This window comes from Brevundimonas sp. M20 (assembly GCF_006547065.1).
In the GTDB taxonomy this organism is placed as follows: Bacteria; Pseudomonadota; Alphaproteobacteria; order Caulobacterales; family Caulobacteraceae; genus Brevundimonas.
This window is the reverse complement of record NZ_CP041243.1, coordinates 2,428,274-2,445,683: the sequence shown is the minus strand read 5'-3', so window position 1 is coordinate 2,445,683 and position 17,410 is coordinate 2,428,274. Positions and strand designations below refer to the sequence as shown.

Below are 17,410 nucleotides of genomic sequence, written 5' to 3'. Positions count from 1 at the left end.
GACTACGATCAGTTCCCCGTCGCGCTCTTGTCCGGCGCGATCTCGGTCATGGCGGATTGCAGGTAGTTCTGCTCGCCCAGTTGTTCGATCAGCTTGTGCTGGGCCTCGAGGAAGTCGATGTGCTCCTCGGTGTCCGACAGGATGCGCATCACCAGATCGCGGCTGACGTAGTCCTTGGCGGCCTCGAACTGGGCCACGGCGGCGATGACGGTGTCGCGCGAGCCCAGTTCCAGCTGCAGGTCGGCGCCCAGGCATTCGAAGACGTTCTCGCCGATCTTCAGCTTGTGCAGGTCCTGCAGGTTCGGCAGGCCGTCGAGGAACAGCACGCGTTTGATCAGCATGTCGGCGTGGCGCATCTCGCCGATCGACTCGTCATAGATGATCTGGCCGAGGTGCTTCAGACCCCAGCTTTCGAACATGCGCGCGTGCAGGAAGTACTGGTTCACCGCCGTCAGTTCGTTGGTCAGGATCGCGTTCAGCGTCCGGATGATCGCGGGGTCGCCCTTCATGGTCGTCGTCCTTGCAGCGGTTGTGGCGTCCCGGGGGAGGGGAGTCGCCTTCAGTCCCGCCGTTCATACCATGAACAAACGCTGTGTGTTCACTTGCGAACACTTATCACGACATTGAAATTGCGAGTAAAAATCGAGCGCAGTCGGCGCTGCGATTGCTACTCAGCCGCCATGGCGAAGGCCTGCTGGCTGTCCTGGATCATCTGGCGCATTTCGCAGACGCATTTGGCGCACTGGGCCTGGCACTGGTGTTTGGCGAACACCTCGCGCGGACGCGTCGCGCCCGCCTCGATGGCCGAGGCGACGTCACGCTTGCGAAGACCGTTACAGTTGCAGACGTACAAGGAAGGCGGACCCACTCGATGCGAATGGTTCGCTATAGCAGCCCGATTAAGGCGACTGCAAGTCGTTCGCATGCGTCGGGTGGATTGACGCCGCGCGCGCATCGTCGCACTCCCCGCGCATGGCCAGAGAACCCGTCGTCCCGCCGCGCCCGCCGTGCGCCCTGTATCTGATCACCCCGCCGGCGATCCCGGACCTGCCCGCCTTCGCGAAGACGCTGGGCGAGGCGCTGGATGCGGGCACGGTGGCGGCCCTGCAAATCCGTCTGAAGGACGTGGAGGATGCCGCCGTGCTGGCGGCGGTCGAGGCGCTGAGGCCGGTGGCGCAGGCGCGGGGCGTCGCGGTGATCCTGAACGACCGCCCCGATCTGGCGAAGCGCTCGGGTTGCGACGGGGTCCATGTGGGACAGACTGACGCATCCTACGCCGAGGCCCGACGCACCATGGGGCCGGACGCCATGATCGGCGTGACCTGCCACGACAGCCGGGAACTGGCCATGGACGCCGCCGAGGCGGGGGCGGACTACGTCGCCTTCGGCGCCTTCTTCCCGACCACCACGAAGGAGACGGAGCACCGTCCCGAGCCTGAAATCCTGACCATCTGGCAGGAAACGGTCGAGACGCCCTGCGTCGCCATCGGCGGGATCAACGCCGGAAACGCCGCCGATCTGGCGCGGGCGGGGGCGGACTTCGTCGCCGTCAGCGGCGCGGTCTGGAGCCATCCACAGGGCGCGGCGGCGGCGGTTCGCGAGCTTGATCAGGTGCTTGCGAGCGCCTTCTGACCTTCAGGGGATGTTAGGAAGCCAAGGTTTAGGTATCGCCCCGGAATTTCCCTGCCGGACGTGAACATGACCATGAGCCGCGTGCTCGACCCCCAGCCCGCCGTCGCGGCAGATACGGTCTCGCCTTCGCGCGGCCTGCCGTCCGGGGCATCGTCGACGCGCGGGATCGGTCAGCCGCTGGCTCCGGTCTTCACCGCCATGGCGGTGCTGGTCCTGACGGTTCTGGCGCTCAGCTTCGCCCGGTCCGCCGACATGGTCGCGGCCCTTTGGGGCGCGGGCGGCGTGGCGGTCGCGGTCTGGCTGCGGACCTCGCGCGGACCGCTGTACGATCTGTGCTTCGGCGCCCTGGTGGCGTGCGGCGTCGCGGCGGGCAATCTGCTGGCCGGCAATTCCACCAAGATGACGCTGATGTTCACCGTGGCGAACATGGTGGACATCTATCTGGCCGTCCTGCTGGCGCGCCGGTTCGCCCCCACCCTGAATCTGGCCAGCGTCCAGGGCTGCTGCCGCTTCCTGATCAGCGCCGCGGTGATCGCGCCCATCCCCGCAGCCGTTGGCGTCGGGGCCATGCTGTACTGGATGAACGGCGCGGACTTCATGGAGACCGCCCAGACCTGGTGGTTCGGTCATGCGCTGAGCATCGCGGTGATCGCCAGCTTCGGTCTGGCGATCACCCGGCGCGAGCTGTTGCGCTACCGCGCGCCCGCGCGGGCGGCCGAGGCGGTCATCCTGCTGAGCCTGGTGACGGTCGCCAACCTGCTGATCTTCGGCATGCAGTCGCTGCCCATCAGCTTCCTCACCCTGCCGTTGCTGCTGCTGATCGCCGTGCGCCTGCGCCTGCTGGGCGTCACGGCGGCGCTGGTCATCATCAGTATTCTGGCCATCGGCGGCAGCATGATGGGACACGGTCCCTATGCCGCCGTGTTCAAGGGCGCGGACCGGGCCATGATGGCCCAGCTTCTGGTGCTGTTCGGCTATCTGCCTATCCTGCTGGTCGCCGCCCTGCTGGAGGAGCGCGACCGTCTGTCGGATCGCGCCAAGGCCGGTCAGGTCAGGGCCGAGCGGGCGTCGGAGGCCAAGTCGCGTCTGCTCGCCAATGTGGCGCACGAGATCAAGAGCCCGGTCGGCGGCATCATCGGCATCGGTGAGCTGTGGCGCGCGGGCCAGCTCGGGCCGGTCAGTCCGACCCAGGCCGAGATGGCCGACATGCTGGTCAAGACCGCCCGTCAGGTCGAGACCCTGGCCCACGACCTGCTGGATGTCGCCCGCGCCGAGTCGGGCGCCGTGAAGGTTGAACTGCGTCCCACCGACGTTCCGGGCGTGCTGGACGATGTGCGCCGCGCCACCGCCCTGCGGCCCGAAGCCCACGGGCTGAAGATCGACGTCATCAGCGAGGGCGACGGGCTTGTGGCGTTGGCCGATTCCCAGCGTCTGGCCCAGGTGGTCGCCAACCTGACCTCCAACGCGGTCAAATACGGCGGCTCGGGCGGGATCGTGGTCCTGCGCGCCTCGCGCATCCACGACGGCGTCCGCATCGAGGTCATCGACCGTGGTCCGGGCCTCAGCCCCGAGAAACAGACCCAGCTGTTCGAGCCGTTCAACCGTCTGGGTCTCGAACGCTCGACGGTCGAGGGGCACGGCATCGGCCTGGCCCTGGCCAAGCGTCTGGTCGAGCTGCAGGGCGGGACCATCGGCGTCAACTCGACGCCGGGCGAGGGCGCGGTCTTCTGGGTCGAACTGCCCTCCGCCTGATCCGGGCGCCTGATCCGGGCGCCTGATCGGGGCGGATCGGGCCTTGCCGTCGCCGCACTCTGGGGCGAAGGTCGCGGCCATGAAAGTCACCGTCGCGTCCGCCGCCGCCCTTATGATCCTCGCCGGAGCGCCAGTGGCGCAGGCCCAGACGGCGACGCAGACGCCGCCTCCGGTTCCCGCGTCCGATTTCACCCGCGACCTGAACGGCGGCCCGCCGCGTCCGGCCGAGTATCTGGCCCCCGCGCCCGCGCCGGTGGTGACGCCGGCGCCTGCTGCTGCGACGCCGACCCCGGCTCCCGCCCCGGCGACGATCACGCCGCGTCCGGCGACCGCCGCGCCGACACCGGCTCCGGCCATGACCGCTCCCCGTCCCGCGGCCCCGACGACCCGTCCGCCCGCCGCCGCGACCCCGAGTCCCACGCCGCGCCCTGCGGCCCCGACGACGCCCGCGCCCGCGACGGCCGCCCCCGCCCCTACGCCCACGCCCGAGCCCGTCGCGCCGCCGCCTCCGCCCGCCGTCTCGACGGTCACGGTGCTGGACGCCTCGGCCCGCGCGGCCCTGCCGTTCACGGTCGATCTTCCGGCGGGCTTCCAGATCGTCACGGGCCGTCCCGGGCCGGACTTCAGGATCTATACGATCCGTCGCGGCGACCGGTCGTTCGTCATGATCTACGCCGGACCGGCGTCGCAGTATCCGATCTATTCGGGCGAGCAGGTCGAGGCGGGCGGGCGCACCAGCGTGGTCTCTACCGAGGACGGTCAGCGCCACGCCGTGGAACATCTGTTCCAGCGCACGTCCGCCCCGAACGAAATCCACATCTGGACCATGACGCTGGACGGCCCTGATCGCGCCCTGGCCGAACAGATCGCCCAGTCGGTCGACGTTCGATAGGCCTTACGCCCGGCGGACCGGCGTGTCGGTCAGGCCCAGCCTGATCCCGCGCGTTCCGGCGAAGACCAGCACCTCCTGACCCGGCGCGGCGGCCCAGCGGCGCAGGGTGGCCTGATAGGGTTCGCGTCGCCAGTCGTGCGGGCGGGCGGCGTCGCATTCGACGATCAGCCGCGCGCCGCCCTGTTCGCTGTGCAGGACGAAGCCCGCCCGCGACGGCTTCCAGTCGTCGTCCAGCGCGTCGGTCAGCAGCCACAGGCAGTTGAACACCCGGCAGTCGTCGGGGCGGTCTCCATAGATGGCGCAGCCCCGCGACTTGCTGAAGTGACGGCACCACCTGCCCGCGGGCTTGTTCAGCGCCGTCACCCCCATCAGCTTGCAGCACAGGCCGCAGTCGCCGCAGGACTTGCTCAAGTCCGTCAGCTCTCCGACCAGACGGCCAGCTCGTTCCCGGCCGGGTCGCGGAAGTGGAAACGGCGGCCGCCGGGGAAGTCGAAGATCGGCTTCACGACCGCGCCGCCCGCCGCAACGACCTTGTTCAGCATGGCGTCGAGGTCGTGGGCGTACAGGACGGGCAGGGGCGTCTTCGTCGCCTCGGCGGAATCGCCGTCGAATCCGCCGTCCAGCCCCTCGTTGAAGGCCGCATACGTCGGGCCGTAGTCCACGAAGGTCCAGCCGAAGGCCGCTCCGTAAAAGGTCTTCACCGTCGGCAGATCGCCGCCGGGCAGTTCGAGATAGTCCAGCTTTCCGTCTTCACGCATGGGGATCGTCCTGTTTCGAGAAAGCCATCCGACCCGTCATTACTGACGGGCCGGTCCGGCGGGCGGAAGAGGGAACCGCGACCCTGAGCCGCTTTTTCCACCGCCCCGCTTGCCAGCCGATGGAATCCGCGCAAACCTGCAAATCGTTCGCAATCGCAAGGCTGCCCGATGATCATACTGATGACAGGACAGACTTCGCTGACCCGCCTCATGCAGGCGGACGCGGCTCCGCGCTCACAGCGCCTCGCGTCGCGACAGGTGCAGGGTCAGGGCGATCAGCGCCAGCAGACCGACGCCGCCGCCCAGCCCCAGCGCGGTGGTCACGCGCCACGGTTCTGAAGCCAGCATGTTCACCGGCATCTGCCAGGGCAGGAAGACGCCCTGTTTGGCCGAGGTGGCGACGACCGCGAAGAAGGTCCCTCCGATCCCGACCACCAGCCCCGGCACGAAGCTGGCGTAGCGCAGGGCGGTCCACAGCTGGACCGCAACCATCAGCAGGCCCGCGCCGAACATCATCGCCATCACCTTGATCCAGCGGGCGATCTCAATTGACCCGGTCGGCTCGACCGCGGGCTTGATCGTCGCCGCCAGCGTCACCGCCAGTATGGTCAGGGCCAGCGTCGCGGCGCTCATCACCGCCACCACGGCCAGCACGCAGATCGCCTTGGCGGCGTAGAGTTTCCAGCGGGGCAGGGGCAGGGCGCGCAGATGGTCCCAGCTCTTGGGCCCATGCTCCATGTGGGCCACCAGCGCGGTCAGGGCCGTCACGCTCATCGGCAGCATGAAGAAGGCCCAGATGCCCGCCGCGCTGCCCAGCCACATCTCCCACGGCATCGGCTTGTCGCCGCGCAACACCATGAAGAAGCCGAAGACGGCGATCAGGGACGGGGCCGCGATGGCCAGCAGGGCGGCCAGCGAGCGGTTCAGCTTGCGGGCTTCGACGGAAAGAACGGTCAGCATCAGGCGGCCTCCTGCCGGGGTTGGGGTTGCGAGACCTCGCGATAGATGCCCTCCAGCGACCGCTCGCGCGGACCAATGGCGAAGACGCTCAGTCCGGTCTCGATCAGGGCGCGGTTCAGGGCGGCGGACGCGGCGCGGGCGTCCTCGCCGGGCCTCAGCCGGGCCACCGCCTCGTCCTGCGTCACATCAAGGGTGAAGCCGCGCGCCGTCGCCAGCGCGGCGGCGCGGGTCTGGTCGTCGGTCTGGAACACCACCTCGGGCGCCAGATCGGCCTTCAGCCGGTCCAGTTCGCCCTCCAGCACCAGCTGCCCGTGGCTCAGGATGCCGACGTGGGTGGCGGTCTGCTCGATCTCGCCCAGCAGGTGGCTGGACAGCAGCACCGTCGCCCCGGTCCGCTCGGGCAGGGCGCGCAGGAAGCGGCGCATGTCGGCGATGCCGTCCGGGTCCAGCCCGTTGGTCGGCTCGTCGAGGATCAGCACCGGCGGCGCGCCCAGCATGGCGCGGGCCAGCCCCAGCCGCTGCCGCATGCCCAGCGAATAGTCGCTGACCCGGCGGTGGGCGTCCGCGGTCATCTCGACCACCTCCAGCGCCCGGTCGATCTCGGTCTTCGGCAGGCCCAGCAGGGTGCGGGTCAGGTCCAGGTTCTCGCGTCCAGACAGATTGCCATAGAAGCCGTGCGCCTCCAGCAGGGCCCCGACCCGCCGCGCGGCGTCCAGCCGGTCCCGGGCCACGTCGATCCCGTCGATCAGGGCCTGTCCCGACGTCGGCGCGATCAGGCCCAGCAGCATCTTCAGCGTCGTCGTCTTGCCCGCGCCGTTGCGGCCCAGGAAGCCATAGACGGCCTGCGTCGGCACGCTCATCGACACGGTGTCAACGGCGACGTGCCGCTTGAACCTCCGTGTCAGCGCATGGGTCTGGATGGCGGCGGCCATGTCGGCGCTCCCGATTTTGTTTAAGTCGGAATTAAAGTTGCGAAGCTCGCGTCTTTAAGTCAAGATTAAAGACAAGACAGGTTGCCAACCCCGCCGGAGCGCGCCGTGAGCCAGACCGAGACCGACCGTTTTCGCCTGATGTGCCGCCAGTTCAACTGGCTGGCCATCTTCATGGTGTGCAGCGTCGGCCTGCTGCTGCTCCTGATGTATGTGGCCTCGCCCATCGCCTTCATGGCCCGGGGGGAGGCGCGACCGCCGGAGTTCCTGAACCTCTGGCTGGCGCAGGCGATCAAGGACCTTCCGCAGATCTTCTACCTGTTCGCCGTCTGGTCCATCGGCGCGGCCATGGGGCAGTTGGCCAAAGGGCGGCTGATCCAGCCGGTGCTGGCGGGCGCCCTGCGACGGGTCGGTCTGGCGCTCGGCTTCGGCGGCTTGCTCAGCGTGTTCGGCATCACCAACATTTTGCGCCTGATCAATGATGGCGCGGGCGCGTGGCTCTACTTCGATGTCGCCGGCATGACACTCGGCATGATCGGAGGCGCCCTGTTCCTGCTGGGGCGAGTCGTGGAACAGGCGGGCCGCGTCCAGGCCGAACTCGACGAAATGATCTGATGCCCATTCGCGTGACCCTCGACCAGCTGATTATCAGCCGTGGCCTGAAGGCCCGCGATCTCGCGCAACAGGTCGGCCTCAGCGAGACCCAGCTGTCCCTGTTCCGCTCGGGCAAGGTGAAGGGCATCCGCTTCCGCACCCTCGCCAGGCTGTGCGCCGCCCTGAACTGCAAACCCTCTGATCTGCTGGACTACGAATTCGACCTCGCCGACCTGATCGGGGACGAGGAGGAGTAGGGCGCTACACCCACCCCCGCCTTCCCGCCCACCGCAACACCAGCTCCGGCCAGACCGCCGCCGGCTTGCCCGCGATCAGCCGTATCCCGAAGCCATGGCCACCCTCCTGGAACAGGTGCGCCTCGACCGGCACACCCGCCGACCGGATCACCGGCAGCAGCGACAGGCTGTTCTCCACCGGCACCGCCTCGTCATCCATGGCGTGCAGCAGGAAGACCGGCGGGCGGCCGGTCCAGTCCATCCGCTCCAGCGAATAGCGCGCGATCGCCTCCGCCGAAGGCGTCTCGCCCAGCATCTCCTTGCGGGAGCCCGCGTGAACGAACGGATCGCTCATCGTCGCCACCGGATACAGCAGGATCGACAGGTCGGGCCCCATGGAGACGGCGTCGATCTCATCGACCGGCGCATAGGTCTGGTCCGTCCGCGCCGTCAGCATCCCGGCCAGATGCCCGCCCGCCGAGGCGCCCAGCACCGCCACCCGCGCCGGGTCCAGTCCGTCGGCGACCGCCCGGGCCCGCACGATCCTCAGCGCCCGCTGCGCGTCCTGCAACGGCGCGTCCGGCCCGGCCGCCCAGCCGTCGCCCGGCAGGCGATAGCGCAGCACGAAACAGGTGATCCCCGCCGCCGCGAACACCCGCGCGCAGTCCAGCCCCTCCTTGTCCACCACCGCCCACTTGTAGCCCCCGCCGGGGATCAGCAGCAGCGAAGCCCCGTTCGGCCGCTCGGGCCGCAGGACGGTCAGGATCGGATCGGTGGTGTATCGGGCGAACCGGTCATGGAAGGCCGGATCGGTCGAGCGCTCGGTCACGACGGGAGTCACGGTCACCCGCTCTCCACCGGGCGCCGCGCTGGGCCACAGGCGGATCGTCTCAACCGGGTCCGGCGGCGCGAGTGTCTGCGACACCGGTGTCATCGCGAGCTCCGGAAGGGGCGTCGCGGCGGCTGCGGCAAGGCCCAGCGCGCCTCTGCGGGTGATGGTCATGGAAGGAGCCTCCGGAAGAGGGAGGCTAGGGCGGATGAGGGCGAAGGTACAGGCGTTCTCCCTCCCCATCCGGGGAGGGTGGCTGAGCCGCAGGCGAAGCCGGGTGGGGAGGGCTAAGGCAAGGCAGCGCTTGTATCGCCGAGCCGCCCCCACCCTGTCGTCGCTGCGCGCCGACATCCCTCCCCGGGACGGGGAGGGAGAGGGCTCAGATCACGCCAGCTCCACCGCCATCGCCACGGCCTCGCCGCCGCCGATGCACAGGCTGGCCACGCCCTTTGTCCCGCCGCGCGCCTTCAGCGCCGCCAGCAGGGTCGCCAGCACCCGCGCGCCCGAGGCGCCGATGGGGTGGCCCAGCGCCGTCGCACCGCCGTTGACGTTCAGCTTGTCGTGCGAAATGCCCAGCTCGCGCATGGCGATCATCGGCACCACGGCGAAGGCCTCGTTGACCTCCCACAGGTCCACGTCCTCGACCGACCAGCCGGCCTTCGCCAGGGCCTTCTGCATGGCGGGCACGGGGGCGGTGGTGAACTTCGCGGGCTCATGGGCGTGGGCGGCCTGACCGACGATGCGCGCCAGCACGGGCAGGCCCATCGCCCTGGCCACGCTCTCGCGCGTCACCACCACGGCGGCCGCGCCGTCCGAGATCGAGGCCGAGGAGGCGGCGGTGATGGTGCCGTCCTTGGCGAAGGCGGGCTTGAGGTTGGGGATTTTCGACGGATCGGCCTTGGCGGGCTGTTCGTCCTCGCTGACCGTCACCGGCCCCTTTCGGGTCTGGACCTCGACCGGAACCACCTCGCCGCCGAAGGCGCCGCCGCTGACCGCCGCGTTGGCGCGGCTCAGGCTTTCGATGGCGTAGGCGTCCTGGTCCTCGCGGGTGAACTGGTACTCATTGGCCGTGTCCTGGGCGAAGCTGCCCATCGGCTTGCCGGGCGAATAGGCGTCCTCCAGCCCGTCCATCATCATCGAGTCGACGATGACGTCGTGGCCGATGCGGGCGCCGCCGCGGTGCTTGTTCATCAGGTACGGCGCGCCGGTCATCGACTCCATGCCGCCCGCCACGATGATGTCGGCCGACCCGGCCTTGATGGCGTCGGCGGCCATCATCACGGCTTGCAGGCCCGAGCCGCACATCTTGTTCACGGTGGTCGCCTCGACGTGCTGGCCGAGGCCCGCCCCGATGGCCGCCTGACGGGCCGGAGCCTGACCCAGACCGGCGGGCAGGACGCAGCCCATATAGATCTGCTCGACCTTCTCCGGCGCGACCCCCGCCCGCTCGACGGCGGCCTTGACCGCCACGGCGCCCAGCTCGGTGGCCTTCACGCCCGACAGGGCGCCCTGGAAGCCGCCCATGGGGGTGCGGGCGACGGAACAGATGACGACGGGATCGGACATCAAGAGCATCCTCTAAAAAAACTGACGAGGCCTAGATCGGCGCTTTCGTCGCTGGACGCAAGCCCGGTCGCTAGCCTTCGGACGGCGTCGCCCCATTCGGGATGGGGGGCAGCCAGTCGGGGCGGCGCACCCGTACAGCACGCCCGTCCACGGTCAACTCTCCGTCCAGCCGGTCGACCCGCACCAAGGCCATGGCCACGCCGTCGCGCCCGCTCAGCACCTCGCCCGCGCGCAGGTCGCCGTTCAGGATTTCCGCCCCGAACGCCGGGGCCGGGCCGTCGAATTCCAGCGGCATCATCCGGTTCCTGATCGTGCCCCGGCGCTTCATGCGCGAGGTCGTCTCCTGACCGATGAAACAACCCTTCTGGAAGTCGATGCCGTTCAGCAGGTCGAAATTGGCCTCGATCGGATAGGTCTTGTCGGCGGGCGCATCCGCCGTCGGATCGGGGGCGCCCACGGTCAGCCGGTGGGCCTGCCAGTCGTCTTCGGTCGCATTTGTCTCGACCTCGCCGCCATAGCGCCGCCCGCCCAGCGCGGGCTCGCGCGGATCGACCGCGAAGCCCTCGACGGCGCCGTTCCAGCCGACGAGGACCGGGCGCTCATCCGCCTCGACGGCGACACTGGCGCGTAGCTTGTACATCGACAGTCGCTGGATCAGCGCGTCCCGCCGCTCCGCCGCCACATCCAGCAGCACATCATCGGCCTCGCCAAAAATGAACAGGTCGAACAGCAGCCGCCCGGGCGGGGAGAGCAGGGCGCCGAACCGCAGTTGGCCCTCGCTGATCGTCTCCACGTCCTGCGTCAGCAGATTGTGCAGGAAGGGCTTGGCGTCCGGGCCGCTCACCCGGATCAGGGCGCGGGAAGTCAGGCGGGCGATCTGCGTGGTCATGGAGGGTTAGATAGGGCGTTCCCTCTCCCGATGGGAGAGGGCTACGCCTGCCCCACCGCATACCGCGCCAGCACCCCGTCCGGCTGCCAGTCGTGCTGGTCCAGCCTGTCCAGCGACCGCACGACCCGCCCGACAAACCCTTCGAAATCCCCCGCCTCGACCGCCGGCCGCAGCCATTCGGTCACCACCGCCCGCGCCGGGAAGAAGCCCACCGGCCCCGGCACGCTCAGCGCCACCTCGATCCCCTCGGCCAGCCAGCCGGCGACCACGGCGAAGAAGTCCTCCGACGCCAGGAACTCTGACCTGCGGATGACGAAGAGGGTGATCACCCCCTCATCGATGCCGTCCGGCCGGACGATGATCCCGCTGCGGTCGGGCCGCCAGTCGTCGTCCAGCTCGATCACCCGCCACAGGCAGAACCACACCCGGCAGGTCTGCGGCCGGATCGCATGCACGCTGCATCCCGCGCCGTTGACGCAATAGCCGCACAGCTCGCCCGTCGGCTTGGCCAGCTCTGGCAGGTCCAGCGGGATCACCCGGCAGCACTCGACGCAGCCGCCGCACTCGCGACCGGGCAGAAGGGGAAGGCTCATCCTACAGGCACGTCCCCCAGGTCGGCCTGCCGGGGCGAGCCGTGATGCCGTCGATGTAGCTCCGCAGTTCCTCGACAGGCATCCGGGTCATGGCCTCGATCAGACCCTCGTCCGCATTGGCCCGACAGATTTCCGCCTCGGGACGTCCGACGTTCGCCTGCTCCCGTTTGAATTGGTCGAACTGGTCCTGCGTGATCTCCGAGTTCGCCCGGACATAGGCGTCCAGCCGCTCGACCGACCGCTTCAGCTCGGCCTTCATCCCGGGGCTGACGTCCGACGGGCAGCGCTCCACCACATCCGACGCGAAGCTGTAGATCGCCCAGGCGCAGATCACCCCTTCGCCCGGCGGCGTCTCGCGACGGATCTGAACCGGCGCGCTGCCGAAAGCGGTCAGTCCGGTCGCGGCGATGAGGGACAGGGTGATCAGGCTCAGGCGGCGGCGCATGGGTCTCTCCCGTTTCGTCCACACGAACCTACGCGTTCGCATCCGGAAAGCCATCATGTCCCGATGACGTGACGAGAATCCCTGTACAAACGAGTCATGGCGGGCCGTTTCCCCATTCTCTACATCGCCGAGGCCGGCGCGGAAGACGCCGTGATGTCGAGCGGCGTCCTGGCGTACCTTGTCGACGCCATGCCGCAGGCGACCTTCACCGTCGTCGGCTCGCCGCAGAGCGCGCCCCTGTTCGCCGACACCCCGCGCCTCGACAGGCTGATCGTGCTGGAGCGCGAGAAGCGGCTCGACTGGCTGGGTCTGTGGAACCAGGTCCGGGCGATCAAGTGGGGGCTGGTCGTCGACATGCGCGGCACCACCTTCTCGGGCAAGCTCAGCCGTCAGAAGCGCGCCGTGCGCGGCAAGGACGAGGCGGGCTTCCACAAGGTCGAACTGGCCGCCCGCGTCCTGCATCTGGACGAGACGCCACCGCCGCGCCTGTTCGTCTCCGACGCCACCCGCGCCTCCATCGACGCCTTGCTGCCGAATGAGGATGCGCCCCTGCTGGTCATCGCGCCGGGCGCCGAATGGATGGGCCGCGAGTGGCCGTCCGAACGCTATGCGACCTTGGCCGCGACCCTGACCAATGACGGCCCGCTGGCCGGCGCCCGCGTGGTGGTCATCGGCGCCGAGGCTGACAAGGACGCGGGCCACACCATCCGCCTCGCCATGCCGCGCAACCGCACCACCGAACTGCCGGGTCGGCTGACGCCCCTGCAGGCCGTGGCCGTGCTGGAGCGGGCGGCGCTGTATCTGGGCGGCGACTCGCTGTGGACCCAGCTGGCCGTGGCGGCGGGCGCGCCGGTCGTGGCCGCCTATGGCCCCTCGGACGAGACCGTGCGCGGGCCGTGGGGCGGCGTGGTCGTGCGCGGCCCCCGTTCGGTGGACGAGTTCCGCAAGATCGACCCCGGCCTCAACCAGGCCATCCTGCACATGAACGAGGTCCCCGCGGACCGCGTGCTCAAGGCGGCGAAGAAGCTGCTGGCGGAGCGGGGGTAGCGCTTACCCTTGTTGCCATCATCCCGCCGGCGCCACCCCTTTTGCTATCGCCATCCCGAGGGCGCGGAGCGAACCTCGGGACCCAGCGGCGCCGCTGCGCGCCTTGCCGGAGGATGACGAAAGCAGGGGAGGAGGACGCATACGTCCAATTCTGACGCACCCACCTGATACCCCACTGCCTCCGTCGATAGACGGCATAGACGGTGTATTTCACGCGTCTCCACCGTCTCGTCGTCTCACACCAATTACACTCTTCACACCCTGTTTTTTCGCCCCCGCCCCCTGCCTTTCACCGCCTTTGCGACTATTCAGAGCGCCCATGACCTATGACCTGATCGTTCGCGGCGGCGAAGTCGCCAATCACGCCGGACGCGGCCTCGCCGATGTCGGCATCATTGACGGCAAGATCGCCTTCATCGGCGACCTGTCGCAGGCCTCGGCGGGCGAGGTGTTCGACGCCACGGGGCTGACGGTCCTGCCGGGCGTCATCGACACCCAGGTCCACTTCCGCGAACCAGGCCTCGAGTGGAAGGAAGATCTGGAGACAGGCTCCCGCGCCGCGGCGCTGGGCGGCGTCACCGCCGTGTTCGAGATGCCGAACACCGAGCCGAACACCACCGATCCGGTCACGCTGGAGGACAAGCTGGCCCGCGCCCGCGACCGCATGTGGACCGACCACGCCTTCTACATCGGCGGCACCCACGAGAACGCGCGCTTCCTCGGTGATCTGGAGCGCCTGCCGGGCTGCTGCGGGGTCAAGGTCTTCATGGGCGCATCGACCGGAACGCTTCTGGTGGCCGACGACGACGGCGTGCGCGAGGTGCTGCGCCACGTGAAGCGCCGCGCCACCTTCCACTCCGAGGATGAGTACCGTCTGGTCGAGCGGCGCCCGCTGGCCCGCACCGGCGACTGGACCAGCCACCCGGAGGTTCGCGATCCCGAGAGCGCCATCATGTCCACCCGCCGTCTGGTCGGGCTGGCGAAGGAGACCGGCGCCCGCATCCACGTGCTGCACGTCACCACGGCGGAAGAGATCGAATTCCTGGCCCATCACAAGGATGTGGCGACCGTCGAGCTGACGCCCCAGCACCTGACGCTGGACGGGGACGAGGCCTATGATCGCCTCAAGGGTCTGGCCCAGATGAACCCGCCGATCCGCAACAACTACCACATCGCCGGCCTGTGGCGCGGCATCGAGCAGGGCATCGCCGACGTGCTGGGCTCGGACCACGCCCCGCACACGCTGGAGGAAAAGGCCCGTCCGTATCCGGCCTCGCCCTCGGGCATGCCGGGCGTGCAGACGCTGGTGCCGGTCATGCTGACCCACGTCGCCAACGGTCGCCTGACGCTGGATCGCTTCATCGACCTGACCAGCCACGGCGCGAACCGCGTCTTCGGCATCGCCGGCAAGGGTCGCATGGCCGAGGGCTATGACGGCGATCTGACCATCGTCGATCTGAAGAAGAAGCATGTGCTGAAGCACGAGGACATGGCCACCCGCTCGGGCTGGACCCCCTTCGACGGCTTCGAGGCCACCGGCAAGGCCATGGCCACCATCGTTCGCGGCCGTGTCGTCATGCGCGACGGCGAGCTTCAGGGAGCCGCCCACGGCCGCCCCGTCCGCTTCCAGGAGACCCTCGCCTGATGCAACTCTCGGAACAGATCGTCCTCGTCACCGGCGGGGCGCGCGGCGTCGGCGCCGCCGTGATCCGCGCCTTCGCCCGTGAAGGCGCGCGCGTGGTCATCAATTTCCGCGCCAGCGAGGATGCCGCCCGCGAGCTGGTGGACGAGTTCCCCGAGCAGGCCGTCGCCTTCCGCGCCGACGTCACCGACCGCGAGGCGGTGCACGAGATGGTGGCCCTGGCCGAGGATGTGTTCGGCTCGCCGGTCACCACCGTGGTCAACAATGCGCTGGACTACAGCTTCAACGGCGAGGCCCGGTCCAAGCTGAACGACATCGAGTGGTCCGAGATCGAGGATCAGTTCGCCACCGTCGTGCGCGGCGCCCTGAACGTCATTCAGGCCACGGCGCCGGGCATGGCCGCCAACGGCTTCGGCCGGGTCATCAACATCGGCACCAACCTGTTCCAGAATCCGGTCGTACCCTACCACGACTACACCGCCGCCAAGGCCGCCCTGCTCAGCCTGACCCGCACGGCGGCGGGCGACCTCGGCCCGCAAGGCATCACGGTCAACATGGTCTCGGGCGGCCTGCTGCGGACCACCGACGCCAGCAAGGCGACCCCGGAAGCCGTCTTCGACCTGATCGCCGGCATGACCCCGCTGCGCTCGGTCACGACCCCGGAAGAGTTCGCCGACGCGGTGCTGTTCTTCGCCTCGCCCTGGAGCCGGGCTGTGACGGGGCAGAACCTCGTGGTCGACGGCGGGCTGGTGCGGGACTAGGCCGCCCGCGCCATCGCCTGCGAACCGCCCCCTGTGATCCGGAAGCGCTGCATCAGCGCGGCCAGCTGTTCGGCCTCCTGGCTCAGGGCCTGATTGGCGGCGGTGGTCTGTTCGACCATGGCGGCGTTTTGCTGGGTGGTCTGGTCCATCTGGTTGACGGCGGTGTTGACCTCGACCAGCCCCACGGCCTGCTCATTGGCCGAGGCGGCGATCTCGCCCGCCAGCTGATTGATCTTCGCCACCTGACCGATCAGGGCGGTCAGGGCGCCGCCGGTCCGCGAGACCAGACGCGCGCCCTCGCCGACGCTGGCGCTGGAGGCGGCGATCAGCTCCTTGATCTCCTTGGCGGCGTCCGCCGAGCGCTGGGCCAGCGCCCGCACTTCCGAGGCGACCACCGCGAAGCCGCGGCCGGCTTCACCGGCGCGGGCGGCCTCGACACCGGCGTTCAGGGCCAGCAGGTTGGTCTGGAAGGCGATCTCGTCGATGACGCCGATGATCTCGCCGATCCGGCCCGAGGTGCTCTCGATCTGCTCCATGGCGGCGGTGGTGTCGGCGATGATCCGCTCGCGCTCGACGCCGCCCTTCTGGGCCTCGTCGGTGATATCGGCGGCGGCGCGGGCGCCCTGGGCGGTCTTCTTCACGGTGACGGTGATCTGGTCCAGCGCGGCGGCGGTCTCCTCCAGCGCGGCAGCCTGACGCTCGGTGCGGCGCGACAGGTCGTCGGTGGCGTTGCTGACCTCCGCGGTGCCCGAGCGCATGGCGCCGGTCAGGACGATGATCTCGCCCATCGTCTCCGACAGGGCGTCCATGGCGGCGTTGTAGTCGTCCTTCAGCTGGCGGCTGCGTTCGGCGAAGGTCGCCTCGATGCGGTGGGTCAGGTCGCCCTGCGCCAGCGCCGACAGGCCCTTGCCCAGCGCGTCGACGACGATGGCGTCCTCCTCGGCCAGACGGGCGCGCTCGGCTTCGGACGCGATGCGAGACTGGCGGGCGGTCTCGCGCATGCCCTCGGCCTCGCCCTCGACCTCGCGCTGGCGGATGGCGGCGTCGCGGAAGGCCAGAACGGCGCGGGCGATCTGGCCGATGTCGTCGCCGCGCGACGCCCAGGGCGCCTCGAAGGCGGTGTCGCCCTGACGCAGGCGCTCCATCCGGTCGCACAGGGCCCGCAGCGGCGAGAACATCCGGCGCGACATCAGCAGGGCGCCGCCCAGCACCAGCAGGGCCACGACCACCCCGCCGATGACCATGGCGATGATCGCCTGATGGACGTGGGCCATGAAGTCGGCCTTGGGCACGCCGACATACAACACGCCGATGGTCTGGCCCGCCGCGTTCTTGATCGGGTCGTAGGCCACGAAATAGGGCTTGCCCAGGATGTCGGCGGTCCCGCGATAGGTCTTGCCGTCGCGCAGGACGGCGTCGTGCACGGGGCCGGCCTTCAGCCGCGTGCCCACGGCCCGCTCGCCGTCTTCCTTGATGACGTTGGTGGTCACCCGCATGTCGCCCATGAAGACCGTCGCGGTGCCGCCGACCAGGGTCTTGATCCGGTCCACCGGCTCGGTGAAGCCGTTCAACGGCGTCTCGCCCGCCATCAGGGTGTCGCCCTGAACGCTGAAGCCGTCGCCGTAGTCGCCCAGCACCTCCCAGGCGACGCGCATGTTGGTCTCCTGCCGCTCGGCCGCGCTCTCGGTGGCGTCCATCGTCAGCAGCACCGCGGCGACGCCGACCAGCGCACAGGTCAGCAGACCCAGTGCGGCGATGACCATCAGGGCCGTCTTGGCGGACAGCGAGAGAGCTTTGAGCTTCATGTCGGACCTCGAAACGGACCCACGGAGGGGCGCCTGGATCCCGTGAAGCACGGCAAGGCTGAGCGTCTGGTTCACAGGCG

20 protein-coding genes are annotated in these 17,410 nt (G+C 69.3%); 8 read left to right on the top strand and 12 right to left on the bottom strand.

The genetic code is table 11. From position 1 onward, the window contains the following. Positions 1–8: 8 nt before the first annotated feature. Positions 9–509, bottom strand: a complete 501-nt coding sequence (gene bfr / locus FKQ52_RS12085) for a bacterioferritin (protein WP_141627409.1) — start codon at positions 507–509, stop codon at positions 9–11. 158 nt (positions 510–667) lie between these two features. Then, a complete protein-coding gene (locus tag FKQ52_RS12080; RefSeq protein WP_141628352.1) occupies positions 668–853 on the bottom strand; it encodes a bacterioferritin-associated ferredoxin in 186 nt (61 codons plus the stop codon). 119 nt (positions 854–972) lie between these two features. Here FKQ52_RS12080 and thiE point away from each other — a divergent pair, with 119 nt between their 5' ends. The 3 genes from thiE (at position 973) to FKQ52_RS12065 (ending at position 4,276) form a co-directional block, all read left to right on the top strand. Further along, on the top strand, positions 973–1,632 hold the full coding sequence (gene thiE / locus FKQ52_RS12075) for a thiamine phosphate synthase (protein ID WP_141627408.1): 660 nt from the start codon (positions 973–975) through the stop codon (positions 1,630–1,632). Positions 1,633–1,698: 66 nt separating this feature from the next. After that, positions 1,699–3,384 carry an ATP-binding protein gene (locus tag FKQ52_RS12070; RefSeq protein WP_141627407.1) on the top strand — a complete coding sequence of 562 codons (1,686 nt, stop codon included), beginning with the start codon at positions 1,699–1,701 and terminating at the stop codon, positions 3,382–3,384. A gap of 79 nt (positions 3,385–3,463) precedes the next feature. Next, on the top strand, positions 3,464–4,276 hold the full coding sequence (locus tag FKQ52_RS12065; RefSeq protein ID WP_141627406.1) for a hypothetical protein: 813 nt from the start codon (positions 3,464–3,466) through the stop codon (positions 4,274–4,276). A 3-nt stretch (positions 4,277–4,279) separates the two neighbouring features. On the opposite strand, the gene FKQ52_RS12060 is transcribed toward FKQ52_RS12065, so the two are convergent. The 4 genes from FKQ52_RS12060 to FKQ52_RS12045 all read right to left on the bottom strand — a co-directional run bounded on the left by FKQ52_RS12060 (position 4,280) and on the right by FKQ52_RS12045 (position 6,926). Next, positions 4,280–4,687: a YkgJ family cysteine cluster protein gene (locus tag FKQ52_RS12060; RefSeq protein ID WP_240811640.1), complete on the bottom strand. Its 408-nt coding sequence runs from the start codon at positions 4,685–4,687 to the stop codon at positions 4,280–4,282. Between the two features lie 5 nt (positions 4,688–4,692). Continuing rightward, complete coding sequence (locus tag FKQ52_RS12055) at positions 4,693–5,034, bottom strand: VOC family protein (RefSeq protein WP_141627405.1); 342 nt, start codon at positions 5,032–5,034, stop codon at positions 4,693–4,695. A gap of 234 nt (positions 5,035–5,268) precedes the next feature. Next, entirely contained in the window at positions 5,269–5,994 is a 726-nt protein-coding gene (locus FKQ52_RS12050; protein WP_141627404.1) for an ABC transporter permease, read from the bottom strand. Further along, on the bottom strand, positions 5,994–6,926 hold the full coding sequence (locus FKQ52_RS12045; protein WP_141627403.1) for an ABC transporter ATP-binding protein: 933 nt from the start codon (positions 6,924–6,926) through the stop codon (positions 5,994–5,996). The genes FKQ52_RS12050 and FKQ52_RS12045 overlap by 1 nt, the downstream gene beginning before the upstream one ends. A gap of 105 nt (positions 6,927–7,031) precedes the next feature. Between FKQ52_RS12045 and FKQ52_RS12040 the strand changes: the two genes are divergently transcribed. Both FKQ52_RS12040 and FKQ52_RS12035 read left to right on the top strand, forming a co-directional pair. Beyond that, positions 7,032–7,538, top strand: coding sequence for a DUF2975 domain-containing protein (locus FKQ52_RS12040; RefSeq protein ID WP_168196852.1), 507 nt, complete (start codon positions 7,032–7,034; stop codon positions 7,536–7,538). Continuing rightward, positions 7,538–7,774 (top strand): helix-turn-helix transcriptional regulator, encoded by a 237-nt coding sequence (locus FKQ52_RS12035; protein ID WP_141627402.1) that lies wholly within the window; start codon positions 7,538–7,540, stop codon positions 7,772–7,774. Before FKQ52_RS12040 ends, FKQ52_RS12035 begins: the two co-directional genes overlap by 1 nt. 4 nt (positions 7,775–7,778) lie before the next feature. On the opposite strand, the gene FKQ52_RS12030 is transcribed toward FKQ52_RS12035, so the two are convergent. From FKQ52_RS12030 to FKQ52_RS12010, 5 genes are all read right to left on the bottom strand, one after another. Then, positions 7,779–8,756: an alpha/beta hydrolase gene (locus FKQ52_RS12030; protein ID WP_141627401.1), complete on the bottom strand. Its 978-nt coding sequence runs from the start codon at positions 8,754–8,756 to the stop codon at positions 7,779–7,781. A gap of 210 nt (positions 8,757–8,966) precedes the next feature. Further along, positions 8,967–10,157 (bottom strand): acetyl-CoA C-acyltransferase, encoded by a 1,191-nt coding sequence (locus FKQ52_RS12025; RefSeq protein ID WP_141627400.1) that lies wholly within the window; start codon positions 10,155–10,157, stop codon positions 8,967–8,969. Between the two features lie 61 nt (positions 10,158–10,218). Continuing rightward, positions 10,219–11,037 (bottom strand): folate-binding protein YgfZ, encoded by an 819-nt coding sequence (locus FKQ52_RS12020; RefSeq protein WP_141627399.1) that lies wholly within the window; start codon positions 11,035–11,037, stop codon positions 10,219–10,221. Positions 11,038–11,078: 41 nt separating this feature from the next. Next, on the bottom strand, positions 11,079–11,630 hold the full coding sequence (locus FKQ52_RS12015; RefSeq protein WP_141627398.1) for a hypothetical protein: 552 nt from the start codon (positions 11,628–11,630) through the stop codon (positions 11,079–11,081). A 1-nt stretch (position 11,631) separates the two neighbouring features. Then, entirely contained in the window at positions 11,632–12,075 is a 444-nt protein-coding gene (locus tag FKQ52_RS12010; protein WP_141627397.1) for a hypothetical protein, read from the bottom strand. 96 nt (positions 12,076–12,171) lie between these two features. Here FKQ52_RS12010 and FKQ52_RS12005 point away from each other — a divergent pair, with 96 nt between their 5' ends. The 3 genes from FKQ52_RS12005 (at position 12,172) to FKQ52_RS11995 (ending at position 15,525) form a co-directional block, all read left to right on the top strand. Then, the gene (locus FKQ52_RS12005; RefSeq protein WP_141627396.1) at positions 12,172–13,122 is read left to right on the top strand and encodes a glycosyltransferase family 9 protein; all 951 of its coding nucleotides are present in this window, start codon (positions 12,172–12,174) and stop codon (positions 13,120–13,122) included. Positions 13,123–13,441: 319 nt separating this feature from the next. After that, the gene (locus FKQ52_RS12000) at positions 13,442–14,767 is read left to right on the top strand and encodes a dihydroorotase (RefSeq protein ID WP_141627395.1); all 1,326 of its coding nucleotides are present in this window, start codon (positions 13,442–13,444) and stop codon (positions 14,765–14,767) included. After that, positions 14,767–15,525, top strand: a complete 759-nt coding sequence (locus FKQ52_RS11995) for a 3-oxoacyl-ACP reductase (RefSeq protein WP_141627394.1) — start codon at positions 14,767–14,769, stop codon at positions 15,523–15,525. The genes FKQ52_RS12000 and FKQ52_RS11995 overlap by 1 nt, the downstream gene beginning before the upstream one ends. On the opposite strand, the gene FKQ52_RS11990 is transcribed toward FKQ52_RS11995, so the two are convergent. Continuing rightward, positions 15,522–17,330, bottom strand: coding sequence for a methyl-accepting chemotaxis protein (locus FKQ52_RS11990; protein ID WP_168196851.1), 1,809 nt, complete (start codon positions 17,328–17,330; stop codon positions 15,522–15,524). The two genes, FKQ52_RS11995 and FKQ52_RS11990, sit on opposite strands and share 4 nt — an antisense overlap. Positions 17,331–17,410 lie beyond the last annotated feature (80 nt).